Below are 20,588 nucleotides of genomic sequence, written 5' to 3' on the forward strand. Positions count from 1 at the left end.
ATCGATTCTGGAACGAGGAGGCGGAAATGTCGTCAAGCGATCTGTTCGTATCGGCCGAAGGCGCCGAATGGGTCAATCCCGAGCCCGGCGTCGTCAGGCGCATCATGACCTATCTGCCCGAGATGATGATGGTGGAAGTGGCCTTCGAAAGCGGCGCGGTGGGTGCGGCTCATTCGCATCCGCACATCCAGGCCAGTTACGTCGCCGAAGGCAGTTTCGAAGTGACGATCGATGGCCGGACCGAGGTGCTGAAACAGGGCGGCAGCTTCATCGTGCCCCCCAATCTAGTCCACGGCGTCAAGGCGCTGGAAAAGGGCCGGCTGATCGATGCTTTCACTCCGCACCGGGCCGAATTCCTGAAGTAGTCAGGTTTCCACCTTTGCCCGGCGCGTCGGGCCGGCGGCGGTGACGTAGGGTGGCACGAAGCGGGCATCCTCGCCGCGAACCGCCTCGCGCAGAAAATCGATGACGGCGCGCACGCGCGGCGCCTGTTTCAGGTCGCGGTGGCAGGTGATCCAGTAGTGGCGCTTGAGGTCGATCTCGTCTGGCAGCACGCGCACGAGTTCGGGATAACGGCTAGCGAAGAAATAGGGCAGGATGCAAAGGCCGAGACCGTTTCGGGTGGCGGTCAGCTGCGCGAAAATGCTGGAGCTCTGGAACTGCGGCTTGATGCGTGGATGCACGTCGCCGAGATAGTCCAGGCCCGGCGCGAAAATCATCTCCTCGATATAGCTGACGAAGGGATGCTCAAGCAGGTCTTCCCGGCAGGTGATCGGCGCGGCCTTCGCGAGATAGTCGCGCGAGCCGTAGACCTGCAGGTGGTAGTCGGTCAGCTTTTCGGCAAAATAGGCCCCGCCTTTCGGCTCGTCGAGCACGACGGAAAGATCGGCTTCCTTGCGCGACAGCGACATGATCTGCTGGATCGTCACCAGCTCGAGGGCCAGATGCGGATGCTGGGCGGCAAATTGCGGCAGCACGGTCGCGAAAAAGAAATTGGCAAACCCTTCCGGCGCGCTGAGGCGCACGAGGCCGCGCTGCGCCATCGAGCCGGCGGCAAGATCGGCGCGCAGCCGCTCGGTTTCCTGCTCCATCCTCTCCGCCGTTTCGACAAAGCGCGTGCCCATGGCGGTCAGCACATAGCCGCGCGGATTGCGCTCGAACAGCTTGACCTTGAGGGTGAACTCCAGCCGATCGATGCGGCGCGAGACGGTGGCATGGCTGGAGCGCAGCTGGCGGGCGGCCGTCGACAGCTGTCCAGTGCGGGCGACGGCTAGAAAAAACTGCAGATCGTCCCAAGTGAACTGCGGTGGATTGTTCATCACGATCCTCTCTGTTCAAAAACGAACAGATACTGTTTGGAATTAGTTGTAAATCACCCGTTGCCTCAGGGCGGAATTTCCGTGATCGTAAGGTGAGGGTCCGTCGTTCTGAGGAGGACGACTGGCCAAATTTGAACAGATCCGCAATCTGACCAATCTCTGGGAGGAGAGAATATGCGTAAGAATCTCATTGCATCAGTTGCATTTCTGCTTGCGAGCAGCACTGCGGTGCTCGCGCAGAGCGCGACCGACGGCAAGGTCAAGATCGGTATCCTGAACGATCAGTCGGGCGTCTATGCCGATTTCGGCGGCAAGTCCTCCGTCGAAGCCGCCCAGATGGCGGTTGAGGATTTCGGCGGCAAGGTGCTTGATGTGCCGGTCGAGATCGTCAATGCCGACCATCAGAACAAGGCGGATATCGCCTCCAACATCGCCCGCCAGTGGTACGATACCGAGCAGGTGGATGCGATCATGGAGTTGACGACCTCGTCGGTGGCGCTCGCCGTGCAGGCGATCGGCAAGGAGAAGAAGAAGATCGACATTGTCACCGGCGCGGCGACGACGGATCTCACCGGCAAGGCCTGCTCGCCTTATGGCTTCCATTGGGCCTACGATACGCATGCACTGGCCGTCGGCACCGGCGGCGCGCTCGTCAAGCAGGGCGGCGACAGCTGGTTCTTCCTGACCGCCGACTATGCCTTCGGCTACTCGCTGGAGCAGCAGACCAGCGATTACGTCAAGTCGAGTGGCGGTACGGTCGTCGGCGCCGTCCGCCATCCGCTGTCGAGCCAGGACTTCTCGTCCTTCCTGCTGCAGGCGCAATCATCAGGCGCCAAGGTGATCGGTCTTGCCAATGCCGGCCTCGACACCTCGAATGCCATCAAGCAGGCGGCCGAATTCGGCATCACCCAGGGCGGCCAGCATCTGGCGGCGCTGCTCTTCACGCTCGCCGAAGTGCATGGTCTCGGCCTCGAGGCGGCGCAGGGGCTGACGCTGACGGAAGGCTATTACTGGAACCGCGACGACGAGAGCCGCGCCTTCGCCAAGAAGTTCTTCACCCGTACCGGCAAGATGCCGAACATGGTCCATACCGGCACCTATTCGGCGGTGACGCAATATCTGAAAGCGGTGCAGAAGGCCGGCACCGACGAAACGGAAGCCGTCGCCAAGCAGCTGCATGAAATGCCTGTCGATGACGTCTTCGGCCGCGGCGGCACGGTTGGCGCCAATGGCCGCATGATCCACGACATGTATCTGCTGCAGGTCAAGAAGCCTTCCGAGAGCAAGGAGCCGTGGGATTACTTCAACGTGCTCGCCACCATTCCCGGCAAGGAAGCCTATATCGATCCCGCCAAGAGCGGCTGCAATCTGGTGAAGTAAGCACGATGGCGGTTTCCGCAATTGAAACTCAGGAAAAGCCGCGGGTGGTGCTATCCGCCCGCGGCCTGCGCCGCGATTTCGGCGGCTTCACGGCCGTCAAGAACGTCGATCTGGATGTGCATGACGCAAGCGTGCATGCACTGATCGGCCCGAACGGCGCCGGCAAGACCACGGTCTTCAACCTGCTGACCAAATTCCTGCAGCCGACCTCAGGCACGATCACCCTGATGGGCGTAGACATCACGAAAACGCCGCCCGACAAGGTGGCGCGCATGGGGCTGGTCCGCTCCTTCCAGATCTCGGCGGTCTTCCCGCATCTGACCGTTCTCGACAATGTGCGTGTGGCGCTGCAGCGGCCGAACAATCTTTCCACACAGTTCTGGCGGCCTCTCTCGGCACTCGATCGGCTGAACGAGCGCGCCGAGCAACTGCTCGCCAGCGTCGGGCTTTCCAAGGAGCGCGATCACATCGCCGCCGATCTTTCCTATGGCCGCAAGCGCGTGCTGGAGATCGCCACCACGCTGGCATTGGATCCGAAAGTGCTGCTGCTCGACGAGCCGATGGCCGGCATGGGGCAGGAGGATGTCGGCGTCGTCTCCTCGATCATCCGCGAGGTCGCCCGCGACCGCGCTGTATTGATGGTCGAGCACAATCTCTCCGTCGTCGCCAATATCTGCCAGCATGTCACCGTGCTGCAGCGCGGCGAGATCCTCGCCGAGGGCGACTATGCGACCGTCAGCCAGGACGAGCGTGTGCGTGTGGCCTATATGGGCACGGAGGAGCATTGATGCCCACTCTCCTCGAAGTCCAGGGGCTCAATGCCTGGTACGGCGAAAGCCACGTCCTGCACGGCGTCGACATGCGCGTGGCCGAAGGCGAGACGATCACCATTCTCGGCCGCAACGGCGTCGGCAAGACGACTACGCTGCGCACCATCACCGGCATCGTGCGGGCCCGCAAGGGCAAGATCAGCTTTGCCGGCAGCGATATGATGCAAGTGCCGCTGCACAAGACGGCGCATCGGGGCATCGGTTTCGTGCCGGAGGAACGCGGTATCTTCTCGACGCTCACCGTTTCGGAAAACCTGGTGCTGCCGCCCGTCGTGGCGCAGGGCGGCATGACGCTCGATGAAATCTACGAACTTTTCCCCAATCTCTACGAGCGCCGCGGCAGCCCGGGCACCAAACTATCAGGCGGCGAGCAGCAGATGTTGGCGATCGCCCGAATCCTGCGCACCGGCGTCAGGCTGCTCATTCTCGACGAACCGACGGAAGGGCTTGCCCCCGTTATCATCCAGCGTATCGGCGAGGTGCTGAAGACGTTGAAGGAGCGCGGCATGACGATCCTGCTCGTCGAGCAGAATTTCCGTTTCGCCAGCCGTATTGCCGATCGCTTCTATCTGATGGATCATGGGCAGATGGTGTCGGAATTCCCGGTCGGTGAACTGCCGCAGCGCATGGATACGCTGCACAAGGTCCTGGGAGTGTGACCAGATGACGATGATCTTCGGCATTCCCCTGCAGGCGCTTTTCGGCCAGCTGCTGATCGGCCTGATCAACGGCTCGTTCTACGCGCTGCTCAGCCTTGGCCTCGCCATCATCTTCGGCCTGCTCAGGGTGATCAACTTCGCCCATGGCGCGCAGTACATGCTCGGCGCCTTCGTCGCCTACCTGCTGCTCACCTATGCAGGCATCGGATACTGGCCGTCGTTGATCCTGGCGCCTGTCATTGTCGGCCTTGCCGGCGCTGTCATCGAGCGGCTGTTCCTGCGCCGGCTCTACGATCTCGATCCGCTCTACGGCCTGCTCTTCACCTTCGGCCTCGCTTTGGCAGTCGAGGGCACCTTCCGCTATCTCTACGGCTCTTCCGGCCAGCCCTATGCCACGCCGGCGGCCCTTGCCGGCGGGGCCAATCTCGGCTTCATGTTCCTGCCAATCTATCGCGGCTGGGTGGTGGTCGTCTCGCTCGTCGTCTGCCTCGGCACCTGGTTGCTGATCGAGAAGACCAAGCTCGGCGCTTATCTCCGCGCCGCCACTGAAAACGCCGTGCTGGTGCAAGTCTTCGGCGTCAACGTGCCGGTGCTCTTGACGCTCACTTACGCGCTCGGCGCCGGCCTTGCCGCCTTTGCCGGCGTGCTGGCGGCGCCGATCTACCAGGTCTCACCGCTGATGGGCTCGAACATGATCATCGTCGTCTTCGCCGTCGTCGTCGTCGGTGGCATGGGATCGATCATGGGCGCGATCATCACCGGTTATGTGCTCGGCATTGCCGAGGGCTTGACCAAGGTCTTTTATCCCGAGGCGTCCAATATCGTGATCTTCGTCATCATGGCGATCGTGCTTCTCATCAGGCCCGCGGGCCTCTTCGGACGGGATGCTTGACATGACTGACATCACCGAAACCATCCGAACGGAAAAAAGCCGAACCGCCCTTTCGGTGCAGGCGGGTTTCCTGCTTGCGGGACTGCTGCTCCTGCTGCTGGCGCCGTTCTTTTTCTATCCGATCTTCCTGATGAAGCTGCTCTGCTTCGCGCTCTTTGCCTGTGCCTTCAACCTGCTGCTCGGCTATACCGGCCTGCTGTCCTTCGGCCACGCCACTTTCTTCGGCGGTGCTGCCTATTTCACCGCCTATACGGTGAAGGAATGGGGCCTGCCGCCGGAACTCGGCATCCTGATCGGCGTGGCGGGTGCGGCGTTTCTCGGGCTCGTCATGGGCTTCTTCGCCATCCGCCGCCAGGGCATCTATTTCGCGATGATCACTCTGGCGCTGTCGCAGATGTTCTTCTTCTTCTGCCTGCAGGCGGAATTCACCGAAGGCGAGGACGGCATTCAGTCGGTGCCGCGCGGCCACCTCTTCGGCTTCATCGATCTGAACAGCTCGACCAACATGTATTATTTCGTGCTGGCCGTCTTTCTCGTCGGCATCCTGATCATCTGGCGCTTTATCAATTCGCCCTTCGGCATGATCCTGAAATCGATCCGCGAGAACGAACAACGGGCGATCTCGCTCGGTTATTCCGTAGCGCGCTACAAGCTCGGCGCCTTCGTCATGTCGGCGGCACTTGCAGGGCTCGCGGGCGCGGTGAAATCGATCGTTTTCCAGTTCGCGACACTGACCGACGTTGCCTGGCAGATGTCGGGCGAGGTGATCCTGATGACGCTGCTCGGCGGCATCGGCACGCTGATCGGCCCGCTCTTCGGCGCCGGGCTGGTGGTGGTGCTGGAAAATTACCTCGCAACCTCGGAATTCCCGGTGACGATCATCACCGGCATCGTCTTCATGGTCTGCGTGCTGGTCTTCCGCCGCGGCATCATCGGCGAATTCTACGCCTCGCGGATAGGGCGGAAACTGGGCTTCGTCTATCGCCGCTGAACGGGCGGACCTCTCTCTCTCCCCGGAAAGAAGCCCTCTTTTCCGGGAAAAGAGACGGGCGGCGGCGCTGCGACTCTTCCTCTCCCCGTGCTGCGGGGAGAGGAAAGCGGCAAGCATCTGGAGTCTCGTGCGGGGCATGGATCGTTACGACTACATCATCATCGGGGCAGGCAGCGCCGGCTGCGTGCTCGCCAACCGGCTGTCTGCCGATGGCCGGAGCCGGGTGCTGCTGCTCGAAGCTGGCGGCAGCGACAACTACCATTGGATCCATATTCCGGTCGGTTATCTCTATTGCATCAACAATCCGCGTACCGACTGGTGCTTCACCACGGCGCCGGAAGCTGGGTTGAACGGCCGGGCGCTGAGTTATCCGCGCGGCAAGGTTCTCGGCGGCTGTTCGTCGATCAACGGCATGATCTACATGCGCGGCCAGGCGCGCGATTACGATCTCTGGCGGCAGATGGGCTGCACTGGCTGGGGCTGGGACGATGTTCTGCCCTTCTTCCGCAAGTCCGAAGACTTTTATCGCGGCGAAGACGAGATGCATGGTGCCGGCGGCGAATGGCGCATCGAGAAGGCGCGCGTTCGCTGGGCGGTGCTCGATGCCTTCCAGCAGGCGGCCAGGGAAGCCGGCATTCCGGAAACCGCGGATTTCAACCGCGGCAGCAACGAGGGCTCCGGCTATTTCGACGTTAACCAGCGTTCCGGCATTCGCTGGAACACCTCGAAAGCCTTTCTGCGCCCGGCGATGAGGCGCTCCAATCTGACCGTGCTCACCAAGGCGCAGGTCCGGCGGCTGCTGGTGGAGGAAGGCGCCGTTGCCGGCGTCGAGTTCCAGCATCGTGGCGTGGCAAAACGCGCCTATGCCGCCAAAGAAACCATCCTTTCAGCCGGTTCTATCGGCTCGCCGCATATCCTCGAACTGTCGGGGATCGGCAAGGGGGAGGTTCTCAGACCGGCGGGCGTCGAGGTCGTCACCGAGGTCAAGGGTGTCGGGGAGAACCTGCAAGACCATCTGCAACTGCGTCTGGCCTATAAGGTGACGGGGGTTCCGACGTTGAACGAGAAGGCGACGAAGCTGATCGGCAAGGCGGCGATCGGGCTCGAATATCTCGTCCGCCGCTCCGGACCGATGGCGATGGCGCCGAGCCAGCTCGGCATCTTCACCCGATCGGGTCCGGACCGGGAAACGCCCGACCTGCAATATCATGTGCAGCCGGTCTCGCTGGAGAAGTTCGGCGATCCCGTCCATCCTTTTCCGGCAATCACCGCGAGCGTCTGCAATCTGAGGCCGGAAAGCCGCGGTTCGGTCCACCTGTCCAGCCCGGATTTTGCCGCCCAGCCGACGATCAGCCCGAAATACCTCTCGACGCAGCGCGATCGTGACATAGCTGTTCGTTCAATACGGTTGACGCGCAGGATCGTCGCGCAGCCTTCGTTTGCCCGTTACAGGCCGGAGGAATTCAAGCCGGGGCCTGCCTATCAGACGGAGGCCGATCTGGAGCGGGCGGCGGGCGAGATCGGCACGACGATCTTCCATCCCGTCGGCACCTGCCGCATGGGCGCCGACAGGGACAGCGTCGTCGATCACAGGCTGAGGCTTCGGGCGCTCGGCAAGCTGAGGATCGCCGACGCCTCGGTGATGCCGTCGATCACCTCGGGCAACACCAATTCGCCGACCATCATGATCGCCGAAAAGGCGGCAGCGATGATCCTCGAAGACAATCGATAGGAGAAGACCATGGCAAGGATCGCATTCATCGGCCTCGGCAACATGGGTGGGCCGATGGCGGCCAATCTGGTCAAATCAGGTCACGAGGTCCTCGGCTTCGATCTGGCGGCTTCGGTACTGAAGGCCGCCGAGGAGAGCGGCGTCAAGCCGGCAAGCCATGCCAGCCAGGCGGTCAAGGATGCGGAGATCATCATCACCATGCTGCCGCAGGGCAGACACGTGCTGACGGCCTGGACCGATATCCTGCAGTCCGCCGCGCAAGGCACGCTGGTCATCGATTGTTCGACCATCGATGTCGAAAGCAGCCGCAAGGCGCATGAGATGGCCAAGGCCGCAAGCTGCCTGTCGCTCGACGCCCCGGTCTCCGGCGGCACGAGCGGGGCGACCGCGGGCACGCTGACCTTCATGGCCGGCGGCTCGGAAGACGCCTTCGCCGAGGCAAAACCAATCCTCGAGGCGATGGGAAAGAAGATCGTCCATTGCGGCGAGGCCGGCGCCGGCCAGGCAGCGAAGATCTGCAACAACATGATCTTAGGCATCTCGATGGTCGGCGTCTGTGAAGCCTTCGTGCTTGCAGAAAAGCTCGGCCTCTCGCATCAGGCGCTGTTCGACGTCGCCTCGACCTCGTCCGGCCAGTGCTGGTCTATCAATACCTACTGCCCGGTGCCCGGGCCGGTGCCGACCTCGCCGGCGAACAATGACTACAAGCCAGGCTTTGCCGCAGTGCTGATGCTGAAGGATTTGAGGCTTTCACAGGAAGCGGCGCTAGCGAGCGGCGCCTCCACGCCACTCGGCGCGGAAGCAGCGCAGCTTTATGCGCTCTTCGACAAACTAGGACATGGCGGAAGGGACTTTTCCGCCATCATTGAGATGTTCCGCGAAAGCAAGTGAGTCTGATAGCTCGACGATATTCGCCAGCCCAACCAGCGCTGTTCGTCCAATATTTCCTACGCTGCCCGGGATAAAGGGGGACCGAGACGCTGCCGCGAATCTCTTCTCCCCAGCGGGGAGAAGGTGCCGGCAGGCGGTTGAGGGGGTGAGCGGCAAAGCCGCGAATGCACGGAGCGGGCCACCTTAGCTGGGGAGAAGCGGGAGCAAGCTGCGATCTCAGTCGATCACAGAAAGCATCCTCGCACGCCTTCTCGCTGTGGGCTGTCAACCGCTTAGCCATCATTGCTTAACCTCCTTTCGCGAAAGCAGCCAGATGAGATAGGGGCCGCCGATCAGCGCCGCGAAGAGGCCGACCGGCACCTGGTAGGGGTAGATGACGACGCGCGACAGCCAGTCCGCCGCCATCAGCACGCCGGCGCCGAAGAGAAGGCTCGCCGCCAGCTGGTGGCCCGGGGCGCGAAAGCCGGCAAGGCGGGCAAGATGCGGCGCAATGAGACCGGTGAGGCTGAGCGGTCCGACAAGGAAGGAGGCGATCGCCGTCATTAGCGCGGCGAGGACGGCAAGCGCCAGTCGGCTTGCCCCGACATGAAGGCCGATGGCACGGCTGGGCCCGGCGCCAAGCGGCAGGATCGTCAGCCAGCGACTGAGGAAGGGCAAGGGTGCTGTCAGCACGACGAGCGAGACGATGGCCGTCCAGGCTTCGAAGGCGCCGGCGCGGTTGGTCGAGCCGGAAAGCCATGTCAGCAGCATATAGCCGCGCATATCGCCCTGGGCGAGCACCATCGTCACAATCGCCATGGCGAAGGCGCCGATGCCGACGCCGGCTAGCAGCATGCGTTCCGGCGAGAATTGGGCGCGGACTGATATGGCGATCATCGCAAGGAAGGCGGTCAGCGCGCCGAGCGCCATGGCAAGCAGCATGATGATGGGCGAGGGGAAGCCGAAGAGGAAGAGCGCCACGGTCAGACCCGCACCGGCACCGCTGCTGACGCCCAGCACTTCGGGGCTGGCGATCGGATTGCCGGTGACGCGCTGCATGATGAAACCGGCTGCCGCCAGCATGGCGCCGGCCCCGGCTGCCACAATCGTTCGCGGCAGTCGGAAGGGCAGGAGATCGCTGAAGAGCGAGCCGGTCGCGATATGCCAGCCGTCCTCGGCAGGGCCGAGGGTGAGAACGATGGCAAAGATCAGGGAAAGGGCAGTAAAGAGCGCGCCAAGGGCCAGAAGCGGCTTATCGAGCCTGTTCAGCGCTGCGGTCGACTGGGCGGCAACGGCGGAAACGGAGTGCACGCTGGGCAGCAGGCAGAGCAATAAGGGACCGCCGAGCAGGGCGGTCGCGGCTCCCGTCGGGGCAAGATCGGTAAAGCCGGGGCCGAGGATCTGGGTGAGGCAATCGGTTAGGAAGAGCAGGCCGGCCCCGGTCAGCGGCGCTGTCAGCATCAGTTTGCCTGTGCTGCGCGCGCCGGCAAATCTTGCGATCGCGGGGGCTGCTAGCCCGACGAAGCCGATCACCCCGACCTCTGCCGTCACCGAGGCGGCAAGCCAGACGGCGAGCGCAACGATCGCCAGGCGGGTCGAATGCAGGGCAAGGCCGAGGCTCCTGGCGCCGCTGTCGTCGAGCGCAAGGATGCGGAGCGGCCGCACCAGGAGTAGAGCGGCGGCAAAACCGAGGATAAGCCGGGGGGCGAGCGAGAGCACGCCGTTCCAATCCTGCTGACTGAGCGAACCGGCGCCCCAGATATAGATCGACATGGCATATTCGCCGCGCGAAAGGATCAGCGTGACGCTGAGGGCCGAGGCGATCAGGCTGACGATCAGGCCGGAGAGCGCGACGGTCAGCGGATCGAGCCCGCGCCGCCAGCTCAAAGCCAGCACGATGGCGACAGCCGCGAGCCCGCCGCCGAAGGCGGCCATCTCGCGCGAAAATCCGATGAGCAACGGCGAGAAGCCCATGGCCGCCGTCATTGCCAGTTCGGCCCCGGAGGCAATGCCGAGCGTGGAAGCATCGGCGATCGGATTGCGCAGGACGCGCTGCAGCAATGTACCGGAAAGGCCGAGTGCCGCGCCGGCGATCAGTGCCAGCATGGCGCGGGGCATGATGCTGTTCCAGAGCAGCACCCCGTTCAGCATGGCTGCGTCGGCATCGCCCTGCGGAATCTCGGGACGCGTTACGATGAGGACTGCGAAGGCCGTGATGCAGAGTAGGGGCAGTAATATCGCGAAGACGGGCGTGCCCGCGCTTCCTACGGGCTTGGCGCGGCTAACCATTCCATGCATGTTGAAGCCCCTCCGCCAGAAGATCGGCAAAGCGGCCGGCCGCCGGCAGTGCGCCATAGGGATTGATCGAGCCGAGCATCAGCACGCGTTTTTCGCGCACGGCCGGCAACGCGTTCCAGAAGCTGCTGGTCGCGAGCGTGGCGAGCGCATCGGCCGGGTGTGGCGGGATCATCACGATCCATGCGTCAGGCATCGATGCCAATATCTCGATGCCGACGGGAGCGGCGGCCGAGTAGCTGGTCTGAGCCTGCCAGACATTGGTGAGGCCGACGCGTTTCAGCACCTCGCCGAACATGCTGTCGGAGCCGAAGACGCGAAAATGCCTGGCATCGCCAAGATTGATCGGGATCACCGAGCGCCCGTCGCCGGCGGCAAGGAGAGCCCGGTAGCGGTCGAGCCTGGCTGCAAGCTCTTCGGTCAACTGTCTGGCTGCGGCAAGCTGCAGGCGCTCGCCGATTGCAAGTGTGGCCTGTTCGGCGAGCGCGAAGGGGCTTTCGCCGGGTTTGTAGATCGCATGGCTTTCCACAGGCGCGACCCCGTGCATACGTTCGTCTGCCCAGGCATAAAAGTTCGAGTTGAAGATCAGGTCCGGCCGTGCAAACCGCAGCACCTCGAAATTCGGCGTGCCGCGCAGACCGAGATCGGCGGTCGTGGCCGGCACGTCAGGCGTGATCGCCACCTCGCGGAATTGGCGCAGTTCCGTTGCCGCAACGACATTCGCCCCGATCGCCAGCAGGGTTTCGAGCAGCGCCCAGTCGAGCGTTGCGACGCGCACGCTCTCCGCCGCCCGCGAATACGCGGGGACGGAGAGCGAGGCCGCCGCACCGGCCAGAAACTGTCTGCGGGAGAAATACGCCATTGCCTACAACAGATAGCTGACCGGCTCGTTTCGAACCGGATGCGGGAAGACGCCCATGCCGACGCCGAAGATCGACTGCAGCGTGTCGGCCTGCATGATCTCGGAGGGCGTGCCCTCGGCAGTGATCCGGCCGCGGTTGAGCGCGATGATCGCGTCGCAATAGCGCGCGGCGAGGTTGATGTCGTGCAGCACGATGATGACGGTCAGCCCGCGTTCATGGCTGAGTTCCTTGACCAGCGAGAGAACGCTGGCCTGATGGGCGAGGTCGAGCGCCGACGTCGGCTCGTCGAGCAGCAGGCAGCGGGCGTCCTGGGCGAGCATCATGGCGATCCAGGCGCGCTGGCGTTCGCCGCCGGACATGCTGGCGACGAGACGATCGGCAAAATCCTTGAGCTCGGTGCGGACGATCGCCTCCTCGACCATGTTGCGATCCGTCGCGGTGAAGCGGCCAAGCGTGCCGTGCCAGGGAAAACGGCCGAGCGCCACAAGTTCCCGCACGGTCATCCCGTCGGTCGCCGGCGTGAATTGCGGCATGTAGGCGACGTGCCGGGCAAAGGCCCGGCTGCCCCAGTCACCCGCCGGCCTGCCGTCGAAGGAGATGGCGCCGGATTTCGGCCCGACCTGGCGGGCGATGATCTTCAAAAGAGTGCTCTTGCCGGACCCGTTCGGCCCCACCAGTCCGTAAATGCGGCCGCGCTCAAGCGTCAGGTCGATGTCGGACAGGATGGATTTCGGCCCGATGGCATAATCTATCGCCGACAGGGCAAGGAAAGGCGAAGGCATAGTCTGCTCCAGTTCGGCGCCGCAACGGGTTCGGGAGGGCAGGCCCTCCATTTCCCCACAGGTTCCTGCAAAACTAAACTCAGATTGTCAACTTACCACTTTCTGCTGAGCTTGAAGGTGACGGTGCGGGCATCGCCGTAACCGCAGACGGTCAGCCCGCCGCAACCCTTGACATATTCCTTGTCGAAGAGGTTCGCGACATTGAGCGAGGCCCCCCAATTTTCCTTCTCGTAGCGGATCGCAGCGTCGAAGATGGTTGCGGCCGGCACCTTCTCGGTATTGGCCTCATCAGCCCAGGACCAGCCCTGATGGCGGACGCCGGCGCCAAGGCTCATGCCCTCGAAAGCCCCTGTCGTCAGCGTATAGTCGACCCAGAGAGAGGCGGTCACCTTTGGCACGATATAAGGTGAATTGCCGACCAGCGTCGGATTGGCGTCGTTCTCCATCACCTCCATGTCGGTATAGGCGAGCGATGCGAGAACCTTCCAGTTCTCGTTGATATTGACCTTGCCCTCGAGTTCGGCGCCGCGCGAAACCACCTCGCCGAGCTGGCTCTGGGCGAAGGTCAGCGGATTGGTCACCGTGTTGTTGCGCTTGGTGATGTGGAAGACCGAAGCGGTCAGCGAGCCGTCGATGAAGGCCGGCTCATACTTGAGGCCGCCTTCGAACTGCTCGCCCTCTTCCGGCTTCAACGCGCCGGAAACACCGGTGCCGACGAGCGGGTTGAAGAAAGTCGCGGCGCTGACATAGGGCGTCAGGCCGTTGTCGAATTCGTAGGCAAGGCCGATACGGCCGCTGAGCGCGCTGTCGTTGGTGCTGTAGGTCGTGCCGATTACGGCGTCCTGGTTGATATCGACATAGTCGTAGCGGCCGTTGAGCGTCAGCAGCCAGCCATCGCCGAAATGGATCCGATCCTGGGCGTAGACACCGATCTGGTTCTTAGTCACCACGCCGTCCGCATAGACGAAATTGGCGCCCTGTGTCGTGCCATAGATGGGATCAGTCGCGCTGATCGAATTGGAGCCGCAGCAGGCCTGCCAATTTTCCAGGCGGTAATAGGTATAGTCGAGCCCGACGAGAAGATTATGCGTGGCGCCGCCGATTTCGGTCTCGCCTTCGAGCCGGTTGTCGATCGAGAAGCTATCGACCCCCGAGCGGCCTTCGAAGCCGATGCGCGCCAGCTGGTAGTCCGGACCCGTCGGCACGCCGCCGACCCAGCCGTTCAGGTAGGGGCCGATCTCATGCTTATCGAGATGGCCGTAGCGCGCATTCTGTGAGAACCTGATGCCATTGTCGAATTCATGCTCGAATTCGTAACCGATCATCTTCTGCACATAGCTGCCATTGTCGATGTCGGGCTCGCCATAGAAGGCGTCGCGGTCGATCTTGCCGAAAGGCGCATCCTCGACGGTGCCGACATAGGGGAAAAAGCCGTTGCCGGTATGCACCTGGTCGAGCCCGGCGAGGTAACCCCAGACCGTGAGGCTCGTGCTGTCATCCGGCGAAATGGTGAGCTGCGGCATGATGAAGCCGCGCAGATCCTCGGAAAAATCCGAATAATTGTCGCCGCCGGCAACCTTGCCGGTGATGCGATAGCTCATCGTTCCACTGGAGCCGACCTTGTCGGAGACATCGAAGCCGGTGAAGGCGTTGCCGTTGCTGTTGATGCCGATCTCGGTATAGAAGAGCGGTTCGTCGAGCGGGCGCTTGCGGACGAGATTGACGATGCCGCCGGGGTTTGCTCCGCCGTAAAGCACGGAGGCCGGGCCCTTCAGCACCTCGACGCGCTCCAGCATGAAGGGATCGAGCTGGAAGCCGCCGAAGCCATAGCTGAAAAGCGTTAGATTGTCGAAGAAGACGCCGGTCTGGCCGGCATCGAAGCCGCGAATGTAGAACCAATCCGTATCGCCGTCGCCGCCAAAGGGCTGCGACGTGACGCCAGGCGTATAAAGCAGCACCTCGTCGATCTTGTTGGTGATGCCACGATCGTCCATTTCTTCCGTGCCGATGACGGAGACGGATTGCGGAATTTCGTTGAGCGGGGTGTCGCTCTTCGAGCCGGTGGAGGAGTTCTTGGCGACATAGCCCTTGACCGGACTTGTGACGGTGTCGCCGCCGCCCTGGATGACGATCGGCGCGAGCTCAGTCGAATTCGCTTCCTGTGCCGCGGCGGAGTTCGCCATCAGGCCGGCGACCGCGGCGCCTGCCAAAAGAATTACCTTGAAATTGAGACCCCTGGTCTGCCCGCGCATATGTCCTATACCCCACTCGTGCCGCGCGATGCATAGCGTGCGGCGAAGCCCTGAATAAGATGAGTGATTAACTCAGTTTTACCGGGGTGGATTGTCGCGATCGGGGAAAATTGAACGTTTTTGGGCAATTCTCCGCGTTACAAACAATTGCCCGCCAAGCGTTGCAATCAGGCAACTTGTGCCTTCTTCCAGCTCGCCGGGGTGATGCCGACATGCTTGCGGAAGACGCGGGTAAAATGCGCCTGATCGGCAAAGCCGGTTTCGGCGGCGATTGCGGTCAACGCATTTTCGCTTTCGACAAGCAGCCGCTTGGCCCTGTCGAGCCGGGCATTGGTCTGCCATTGATGCGGAGCGATGCCGGTCGAGGCCTTGAAGGCATGGCTGAAATGCGATTGCGACAGGCCGGTCAGGCCGGCGAGTTCCTCCAGGCGGATATTGCGCAGGCAGTTTTCCTCGATGAACTCGGTGGCGCGGCGAAGCTGCCAGCCTGCCAGCTTGCTGCGTTTGCGCGGGACCGCCTTGGAAAGCTTCAGGACGTCGATGATCAAGGCCAATGCCAGGCCGTCGCCATAGAGATCGTGCAGCGGCTCCGGATTGAGGCATTCGGCGGCGACCAGCTGTGCCAGCGACAGCACCCGCTCATCGGAAAACAGAAGCTGAGGGCTTTCGAGACGGCGCGGATCGATATCCTCCATTAGCCTGCGGCTGATGGTGTCGGCATCGAAATGGAGGTCGAGATGGCGCACCGAATGCACGTCGGTCAGATCGGCCCAGACTTCCATGCCGGCCGGTACATAGGAGATCGGCCGTTTTTCCGTATCCTGAATGGCACCCTGCGCCTTCGGCGAGAGCTTGACACGCGAATTGCCCGGTCCGCGCTTGTCGAGCATGATGAACAGCCGCGGGTCGCGCGAGACATAATAGCCGCCAGCATAGGAGGCGCATTCCACATCCCAGACATCGGCGACGATGCCGTTCCACAGCCGGCGATGCACGCCGCCGATGACGGAGAAGCCCTGGATCTTGTTCTGCATCCGCGGTTGAAACGTCATTTCCATTTCCGCCTCCGGCCATGCGTCGGAGTTAAACCTTCAAATTAAACTCAAGTTTATTACCGCAGGCGCAACCGGATGGCAATTACCAAATCCGACGCCAATCCGGGGAAAAACCAGGGTCAAATCAAGCCTTCGACACCGAGAAGCTGAGCCTGATGTCGCCGAGCAGGATGTCGATCTCGCCGGGTTCGGTCAGTTCGATCGCGCCGCTCAACGTACCCGTCGTGATCAGCCCACCGGCCCTTAGCGATGTCTCGGGGCGCACGCCGTCATTGGCATAATCGACGAGCCAGGTGAGAACGTCGCCTTTCGGATGCTGTGCCGGACCATCATAGATCGTGCGGCCGGCATGGGTGACCTTGAGCGGTGTGCCGGCGGCGGTATCGACGACGCTTTTTTCGACCTCCGGGCCGAGCACGTAGCCGCTATTGCCGAGCCGGTCGGCGACGAACAGCAGAAACGAAACGCTGCCGCTTTCCTTCACGGCGCTGACCAGCAGCTCGGCGCCGAGATAAACAGTGGAAATCGCCTCGACGACCTCGGCGCGGCTGTAGGGAATGCCCGCGCGGACCGGCAGGTCGCCGCCGAGACGGACGGCGATCTCGGTTTCGAATTTCAGGCCCGGATACCAGGGAATGTCAGCGCCCGAGACGGCTTTGGCATAGGGATACAACGGAGCGGTGACCGCCTGGCCCTGCGGAGAGACCGTGACTTTCCAGGCATTGCTCGAAATATGGTCTGCAGCAGTGAGCAAATTCTGCGCCTCCATCGCCTGATGGAGATCGGCGGGCAGCGCGAAAGTGTCCGTTGCCTCCTGCCGGCCGGCCTGTCGCAGGCTGTGAAGCCTGGCTGCAAGGGTGCGCGGATCGAATCTCTCTGTCATGCTATCTCCTCGACCTGATTTTCGAGGTGCCACACTAACGAGAAGGCAGGGACGAACAAGGCCGCTTTTGGAAAGACTCCTATTCCATCGCCGCGTGCCAGCGGGTGCGATAGGCGGTCAGTCCGGGGATGGCAGTCGGCGGAACATGCGTTTCGGCACCCGATACCGGCCGGATGCCGGTGAGAAGGGCGGCACCCTGGCTGGTGCCGGTCGAGCCGGGAAGGGCCATGACCTCGCGGCCAGTCAAGGCGGCGAGCAGCTTGAGATAGGTCCCATTCAGCGCAAAAGGCCCTTCGACGATCACGGGGCCCTTGGCGCCGATCAGTCCGAGGCAGGCATCGGTCATCAAGGCGAGATAGAGACAGGCAGCGGCAGAGCGCTCCTCGCGGCTTGCCTCTTCGGCGCCGATCCAACGACTTGCCTTTCCCGGAAAAGGTCCTGAACCGGGGGCGATATTCGGCAGCAGCATTATGCCCTTTCCGATTACCGGGCCGATTGCCGCCTGAGCGGCTTTTTCGTCGACAGGGCCAATCTCGGCCGACAGGATCTCGAATTCCCGTCCCCCCATGAAACGCGAGGAGGGGACGGCGCGGCCATAGGCATCGACATTGGCGAGCGCATCGCGTTTCGGATCGAGATGATCGAGATCGCCGCCGACGCCGAAATTGATGACCCATGTGCCTGTGGAGACGACGGCGAAGGGTGCCTCCCGATGCACCAGATGCGGCAGCAGCGAGGCATTGGAATCGTGAATGCCGCAATACACCGGCACGGCTGCGGCGAGGCCGAGCTCAGCGGCGATATCAGGAAGAACCGGACCGAGCGCATCGAAGGCGGAGCGGATTGGCGCCATGAGGTCGCGGATGGCGAGCCTGTCGACGAGCGAGGAATAGCGGCCGGCCCTCGGGTTCCAGAGGTCTGTATGGCAACCGAGCGATGTCAGCTCATTGGCGGCGACACCGGTCAGCCGCGCCGTCCAATATTGCGCATAGGTGAGGATGGTCGCCGCCTCGGCGAATTCCTCGGGAAAGGCGATCTTCTGGTAGTGCAGCTGCGCGCCGACGTTGAGACCCATCGCCAGGCGCGGCGAAAAGGTTTCGTCGAAGGAGGGGCGCAGCCGCGTATAGGCATCGCGAATGTCCTGCGGATATTCGTGTTCATAGTCGATGACGGGCATGGCAAGCGTGCCGTCCCGGGCAAGGAGTGCTGCGGAGGCGCCATGGGTGGTGATTGAGATGGCGTCGAAACCGGGCTCGCGCGCAAGGCTCTTCAACGCATCGAGCGCAAAGGACCAGAGAGCCTCTACGTCATAATGCGGATAGAGACCGGTTTTGATCGCGATATTCGGCCGTTTCAACATAGCGATCTCGGCGCCCGTCTCGCTGTCGAGCACGACGACCTTGGCATTGGTCTTGCCGATGTCGAGGACGGCGATGCGGCGATAGGAGGTGGCGTTCATGGCATATGGAAGACGGTGACCAGGTCGCTCTGGACCGGTGAATTATCGGGATTGGTCGCCATGATATCGGCCATGTGCGCCCACCACTTTTTCACGACCGGATGCTCCGGCAGGCTCGCCATCGTGTGGTCGGCCGGCCGCGTCAACACGCCGAACAGCGTGTTGGTCTCGCGGTCGAGATGGATGGAATAGTCGCTGGCGCCTGACTTGTGCAGGAGATCGACCAATTCCGGCCAGATCTCGTCATGCCGCCGGCGGTATTCGGCTTCCATGCCGGGATTGAGCTGCATTTTGAAGGCGTGTTTTTCTAAAGTCATCGGGAGCTCATGACCTTGATGCGGCGGGCGATGATCGGGATGGCGATGGTGATGATAAGAAGCAGGCCGATGAAGATCGACATGACGATGCCGGGCACGTTCAACAGGCCGAGGCCGAAGGTGACGAGGCCCATGACGAAGGCGGCGATGACGACGCCGACGATCGTGCCGGAACCGCCGAGGATCGAGATGCCGCCGAGCACGACCATGGTGACGACCTCGAGTTCCCAGCCCTGGGCGATCGACGGCCGGGTCGAGCCGAGGCGTGAGGTCAGGCAGACGGCGGCAACGCCGCTCATGACGCCGGTCAGCAGGAAGAGGATGAATTTAACGCGTTCGACCGGAATGCCGGAGAAGCGGGCGGCGAAGTCGTTGTTGCCGATCGCATAGACCTGTCGGCCGAAATTCGTCGCATGCAGCAGGATGGCAAAAAGGATCGCCAGCACGATGAAGAGCACGAATTCGAAAGAGAACACCCAGACGACATAACCTTGGCCGAAATAGGCGAAATCGGCAGGGTATTTACCATAGGCTTGGTCGCCGAGCACGATATAGGAAATGCCGCGGAAAAGGCTCATCGTGCCGATGGTGACGACGATCGACGGCAGTTTCAGCACCGAGACCAGCACGCCGTTGAAGATGCCGCAGGCAAGGCCGGTGCCGATGCCGATCGCCACCAGGCCCGGAGTGCCGATGCCGACCTGCGCTGCCGCGCCCATCGCCGTCGAGGCGAGCGCGATGATCGCAGCGACCGAGAGGTCGATCTCGCCCGATATGACGAGCAGCGCCATGGCGAAGGCGATCATCGCCTTTTCGGTGAAGTTGAAGGTGGCGTCCGAGAGGTTCCAGGCATCGAGGAAATAGGGCGAAGCCAGCGAATTGAAGATGAAGATCAGGACGGCGACGGCAAAGAGCAGCACTTCCCAGCTCGCGACGACACGGCGAAAAGGTGTGCCGAGGCGGTCGGGGATGACCCGCTTTTGGTGTGTGGACACGGTGCTCATGCTGCGGCCTCCGTTCTGGTCTCGGCTGCGGCGCGGTCGCGCAGGATGATGCGGCCGCGGTTGCGCTCACGCCTGGCGTTGAAGGCGACGGCGAGAATGATGACGGTTCCGGAGATCGCCATTTGCGTGAAGGGTGAAATGCCGATCACCGGCAGCGCATTCTTGATGACGCCGAGGAAGAGCGCGCCGAGCACGGTGCCGGCGACCGAGCCGACGCCGCCGGCAATCGAAATGCCGCCGATGACGCAGGCCGCAACGCTGTCGAGCTCGAAGCCATTGGCGATATCGACATAGGCAACAGCATAACGCGATACCCAGAGATAGCTCGCAAGCCCTGCAAGTGCGCCGGACAGAACGAAGGCCAAAAATTTCGTCCAGCCCGTATCGATACCCGCATAGACGGCCGCGGTCGGATTGCCGCCGGTGGCATAGGCCGAGCGGCCGAACTGGGTGTATCTGAGCAGGACATACATCAGAAGCACGATGACGATGCCCACCCAGCCGAGAACCGGCAGGCCGAGGATCGGCGTGCGCGGCACCGACAGAAAGACCGGCGTCATCTGGTGAGCATTCACCCATGCCCCGCCCGAAAGCACGAAGGCCATGCCGCGATAGATGGTAAGCGTGCCGAGTGTCACGACGATCGGCGGGATTTCGAGCGCCCAGACGAGAAAGCCGTTGATGGCGCCGAGGCAGGCGCCGATGACGATCGCGGCAAGGATCAGCACGACGAGCGGCAGGTCGGGATAGGCGGCATTCATCATCGCGATCGCCATGCCGGTGAAGGCAAGGTTGGCGGCGACCGACAGGTCGATCGATTTCGTCAGGATGACCGTCATCTGCGCCAGCGCCAGGATGATCAGGATGGAGGTATCGTTGAAAATGCCGGCGAGATTCTCCGGCGTTGCGAAATCGGCAGCGCGCGTCGAAAAGATCGCGATCATCACCACGATGATGAGGAACAGCAGGGTTTCGCGTTTTCTGATCAGTCTTGCCATGCTCTTA

General features: G+C 62.5%; 19 protein-coding genes. 8 read left to right on the forward strand and 11 right to left on the reverse strand.

Annotated elements, in window-relative coordinates; translation table 11 throughout:
- The first annotated feature begins 26 nt into the window (after window positions 1-26).
- Window positions 27-365 (forward strand): cupin domain-containing protein, encoded by a 339-nt coding sequence (locus HFO71_RS32190; protein WP_011655128.1) that lies wholly within the window; start codon window positions 27-29, stop codon window positions 363-365.
- Here the strand turns inward: HFO71_RS32190 and HFO71_RS32195 are convergent, their stop codons facing one another.
- Window positions 366-1,319 (reverse strand): LysR family transcriptional regulator, encoded by a 954-nt coding sequence (locus HFO71_RS32195; RefSeq protein ID WP_077980145.1) that lies wholly within the window; start codon window positions 1,317-1,319, stop codon window positions 366-368.
- A gap of 174 nt (window positions 1,320-1,493) precedes the next feature.
- Here HFO71_RS32195 and HFO71_RS32200 point away from each other — a divergent pair, with 174 nt between their 5' ends.
- The 7 genes from HFO71_RS32200 to mmsB all read left to right on the forward strand — a co-directional run bounded on the left by HFO71_RS32200 (window position 1,494) and on the right by mmsB (window position 8,694).
- On the forward strand, window positions 1,494-2,699 hold the full coding sequence (locus HFO71_RS32200; protein ID WP_077980144.1) for an ABC transporter substrate-binding protein: 1,206 nt from the start codon (window positions 1,494-1,496) through the stop codon (window positions 2,697-2,699).
- A gap of 5 nt (window positions 2,700-2,704) precedes the next feature.
- Window positions 2,705-3,487, forward strand: a complete 783-nt coding sequence (locus HFO71_RS32205; RefSeq protein WP_027665631.1) for an ABC transporter ATP-binding protein — start codon at window positions 2,705-2,707, stop codon at window positions 3,485-3,487.
- The gene (locus tag HFO71_RS32210) at window positions 3,487-4,188 is read left to right on the forward strand and encodes an ABC transporter ATP-binding protein (RefSeq protein WP_077980143.1); all 702 of its coding nucleotides are present in this window, start codon (window positions 3,487-3,489) and stop codon (window positions 4,186-4,188) included. Before HFO71_RS32205 ends, HFO71_RS32210 begins: the two co-directional genes overlap by 1 nt.
- Before the next feature lie 4 nt (window positions 4,189-4,192).
- On the forward strand, window positions 4,193-5,080 hold the full coding sequence (locus tag HFO71_RS32215) for a branched-chain amino acid ABC transporter permease (protein ID WP_077980142.1): 888 nt from the start codon (window positions 4,193-4,195) through the stop codon (window positions 5,078-5,080).
- 1 nt (window position 5,081) lies between these two features.
- Window positions 5,082-6,071, forward strand: a complete 990-nt coding sequence (locus HFO71_RS32220; RefSeq protein WP_168340039.1) for a branched-chain amino acid ABC transporter permease — start codon at window positions 5,082-5,084, stop codon at window positions 6,069-6,071.
- Window positions 6,072-6,207: 136 nt separating this feature from the next.
- Window positions 6,208-7,803, forward strand: a complete 1,596-nt coding sequence (locus HFO71_RS32225; protein ID WP_168340040.1) for a GMC family oxidoreductase — start codon at window positions 6,208-6,210, stop codon at window positions 7,801-7,803.
- A 9-nt stretch (window positions 7,804-7,812) separates the two neighbouring features.
- Window positions 7,813-8,694: a 3-hydroxyisobutyrate dehydrogenase gene (gene mmsB / locus HFO71_RS32230; protein WP_168340041.1), complete on the forward strand. Its 882-nt coding sequence runs from the start codon at window positions 7,813-7,815 to the stop codon at window positions 8,692-8,694.
- A gap of 279 nt (window positions 8,695-8,973) precedes the next feature.
- Here the strand turns inward: mmsB and fhuB are convergent, their stop codons facing one another.
- The 10 genes from fhuB to HFO71_RS32280 form a co-directional block, all read right to left on the reverse strand.
- Complete coding sequence (fhuB, locus tag HFO71_RS32235) at window positions 8,974-10,962, reverse strand: Fe(3+)-hydroxamate ABC transporter permease FhuB (RefSeq protein WP_168340079.1); 1,989 nt, start codon at window positions 10,960-10,962, stop codon at window positions 8,974-8,976.
- On the reverse strand, window positions 10,955-11,830 hold the full coding sequence (locus tag HFO71_RS32240) for an ABC transporter substrate-binding protein (protein WP_221988879.1): 876 nt from the start codon (window positions 11,828-11,830) through the stop codon (window positions 10,955-10,957). Before HFO71_RS32240 ends, fhuB begins: the two co-directional genes overlap by 8 nt.
- A gap of 3 nt (window positions 11,831-11,833) precedes the next feature.
- Window positions 11,834-12,613, reverse strand: coding sequence for an ABC transporter ATP-binding protein (locus HFO71_RS32245; RefSeq protein WP_168340043.1), 780 nt, complete (start codon window positions 12,611-12,613; stop codon window positions 11,834-11,836).
- A 92-nt stretch (window positions 12,614-12,705) separates the two neighbouring features.
- Window positions 12,706-14,865 (reverse strand): TonB-dependent siderophore receptor, encoded by a 2,160-nt coding sequence (locus tag HFO71_RS32250; protein WP_221988880.1) that lies wholly within the window; start codon window positions 14,863-14,865, stop codon window positions 12,706-12,708.
- Between the two features lie 167 nt (window positions 14,866-15,032).
- Entirely contained in the window at window positions 15,033-15,917 is an 885-nt protein-coding gene (locus tag HFO71_RS32255; RefSeq protein WP_168340045.1) for a helix-turn-helix domain-containing protein, read from the reverse strand.
- A gap of 127 nt (window positions 15,918-16,044) precedes the next feature.
- Window positions 16,045-16,803 (reverse strand): fumarylacetoacetate hydrolase family protein, encoded by a 759-nt coding sequence (locus HFO71_RS32260; RefSeq protein WP_168340046.1) that lies wholly within the window; start codon window positions 16,801-16,803, stop codon window positions 16,045-16,047.
- Between the two features lie 79 nt (window positions 16,804-16,882).
- A complete protein-coding gene (locus HFO71_RS32265; protein WP_168340047.1) occupies window positions 16,883-18,262 on the reverse strand; it encodes an FGGY-family carbohydrate kinase in 1,380 nt (459 codons plus the stop codon).
- On the reverse strand, window positions 18,259-18,579 hold the full coding sequence (gene rhaM / locus HFO71_RS32270) for an L-rhamnose mutarotase (protein ID WP_128438651.1): 321 nt from the start codon (window positions 18,577-18,579) through the stop codon (window positions 18,259-18,261). The genes HFO71_RS32265 and rhaM overlap by 4 nt, the downstream gene beginning before the upstream one ends.
- The gene (locus HFO71_RS32275; RefSeq protein WP_168340048.1) at window positions 18,576-19,583 is read right to left on the reverse strand and encodes an ABC transporter permease; all 1,008 of its coding nucleotides are present in this window, start codon (window positions 19,581-19,583) and stop codon (window positions 18,576-18,578) included. Before HFO71_RS32275 ends, rhaM begins: the two co-directional genes overlap by 4 nt.
- Window positions 19,580-20,581: an ABC transporter permease gene (locus HFO71_RS32280; RefSeq protein ID WP_168340049.1), complete on the reverse strand. Its 1,002-nt coding sequence runs from the start codon at window positions 20,579-20,581 to the stop codon at window positions 19,580-19,582. The genes HFO71_RS32275 and HFO71_RS32280 overlap by 4 nt, the downstream gene beginning before the upstream one ends.
- Window positions 20,582-20,588: the final 7 nt, after the last annotated feature.

This window comes from Rhizobium laguerreae, assembly GCF_019778565.1.
GTDB lineage: Bacteria > Pseudomonadota > Alphaproteobacteria > Rhizobiales > Rhizobiaceae > Rhizobium > Rhizobium laguerreae.

Bases quoted from the DNA above. Each gene is read 5' to 3' on its own strand.
- HFO71_RS32190 (WP_011655128.1), top strand. From the start codon at position 27: ATGTCGTCAAGCGATCTGTTCGTATCGGCCGAAGGCGCCGAATGGGTC.
- HFO71_RS32195 (WP_077980145.1), bottom strand. From the start codon at position 1,319: ATGAACAATCCACCGCAGTTCACTTGGGACGATCTGCAGTTTTTTCTA.
- HFO71_RS32200 (WP_077980144.1), top strand. From the start codon at position 1,494: ATGCGTAAGAATCTCATTGCATCAGTTGCATTTCTGCTTGCGAGCAGC.
- HFO71_RS32205 (WP_027665631.1), top strand. From the start codon at position 2,705: ATGGCGGTTTCCGCAATTGAAACTCAGGAAAAGCCGCGGGTGGTGCTA.
- HFO71_RS32210 (WP_077980143.1), top strand. From the start codon at position 3,487: ATGCCCACTCTCCTCGAAGTCCAGGGGCTCAATGCCTGGTACGGCGAA.
- HFO71_RS32215 (WP_077980142.1), top strand. From the start codon at position 4,193: ATGACGATGATCTTCGGCATTCCCCTGCAGGCGCTTTTCGGCCAGCTG.
- HFO71_RS32220 (WP_168340039.1), top strand. From the start codon at position 5,082: ATGACTGACATCACCGAAACCATCCGAACGGAAAAAAGCCGAACCGCC.
- HFO71_RS32225 (WP_168340040.1), top strand. From the start codon at position 6,208: ATGGATCGTTACGACTACATCATCATCGGGGCAGGCAGCGCCGGCTGC.
- mmsB (WP_168340041.1), top strand. From the start codon at position 7,813: ATGGCAAGGATCGCATTCATCGGCCTCGGCAACATGGGTGGGCCGATG.
- fhuB (WP_168340079.1), bottom strand. From the start codon at position 10,962: ATGGTTAGCCGCGCCAAGCCCGTAGGAAGCGCGGGCACGCCCGTCTTC.
- HFO71_RS32240 (WP_221988879.1), bottom strand. From the start codon at position 11,830: ATGGCGTATTTCTCCCGCAGACAGTTTCTGGCCGGTGCGGCGGCCTCG.
- HFO71_RS32245 (WP_168340043.1), bottom strand. From the start codon at position 12,613: ATGCCTTCGCCTTTCCTTGCCCTGTCGGCGATAGATTATGCCATCGGG.
- HFO71_RS32250 (WP_221988880.1), bottom strand. From the start codon at position 14,865: ATGCGCGGGCAGACCAGGGGTCTCAATTTCAAGGTAATTCTTTTGGCA.
- HFO71_RS32255 (WP_168340045.1), bottom strand. From the start codon at position 15,917: ATGACGTTTCAACCGCGGATGCAGAACAAGATCCAGGGCTTCTCCGTC.
- HFO71_RS32260 (WP_168340046.1), bottom strand. From the start codon at position 16,803: ATGACAGAGAGATTCGATCCGCGCACCCTTGCAGCCAGGCTTCACAGC.
- HFO71_RS32265 (WP_168340047.1), bottom strand. From the start codon at position 18,262: ATGAACGCCACCTCCTATCGCCGCATCGCCGTCCTCGACATCGGCAAG.
- rhaM (WP_128438651.1), bottom strand. From the start codon at position 18,579: ATGACTTTAGAAAAACACGCCTTCAAAATGCAGCTCAATCCCGGCATG.
- HFO71_RS32275 (WP_168340048.1), bottom strand. From the start codon at position 19,583: ATGAGCACCGTGTCCACACACCAAAAGCGGGTCATCCCCGACCGCCTC.
- HFO71_RS32280 (WP_168340049.1), bottom strand. From the start codon at position 20,581: ATGGCAAGACTGATCAGAAAACGCGAAACCCTGCTGTTCCTCATCATC.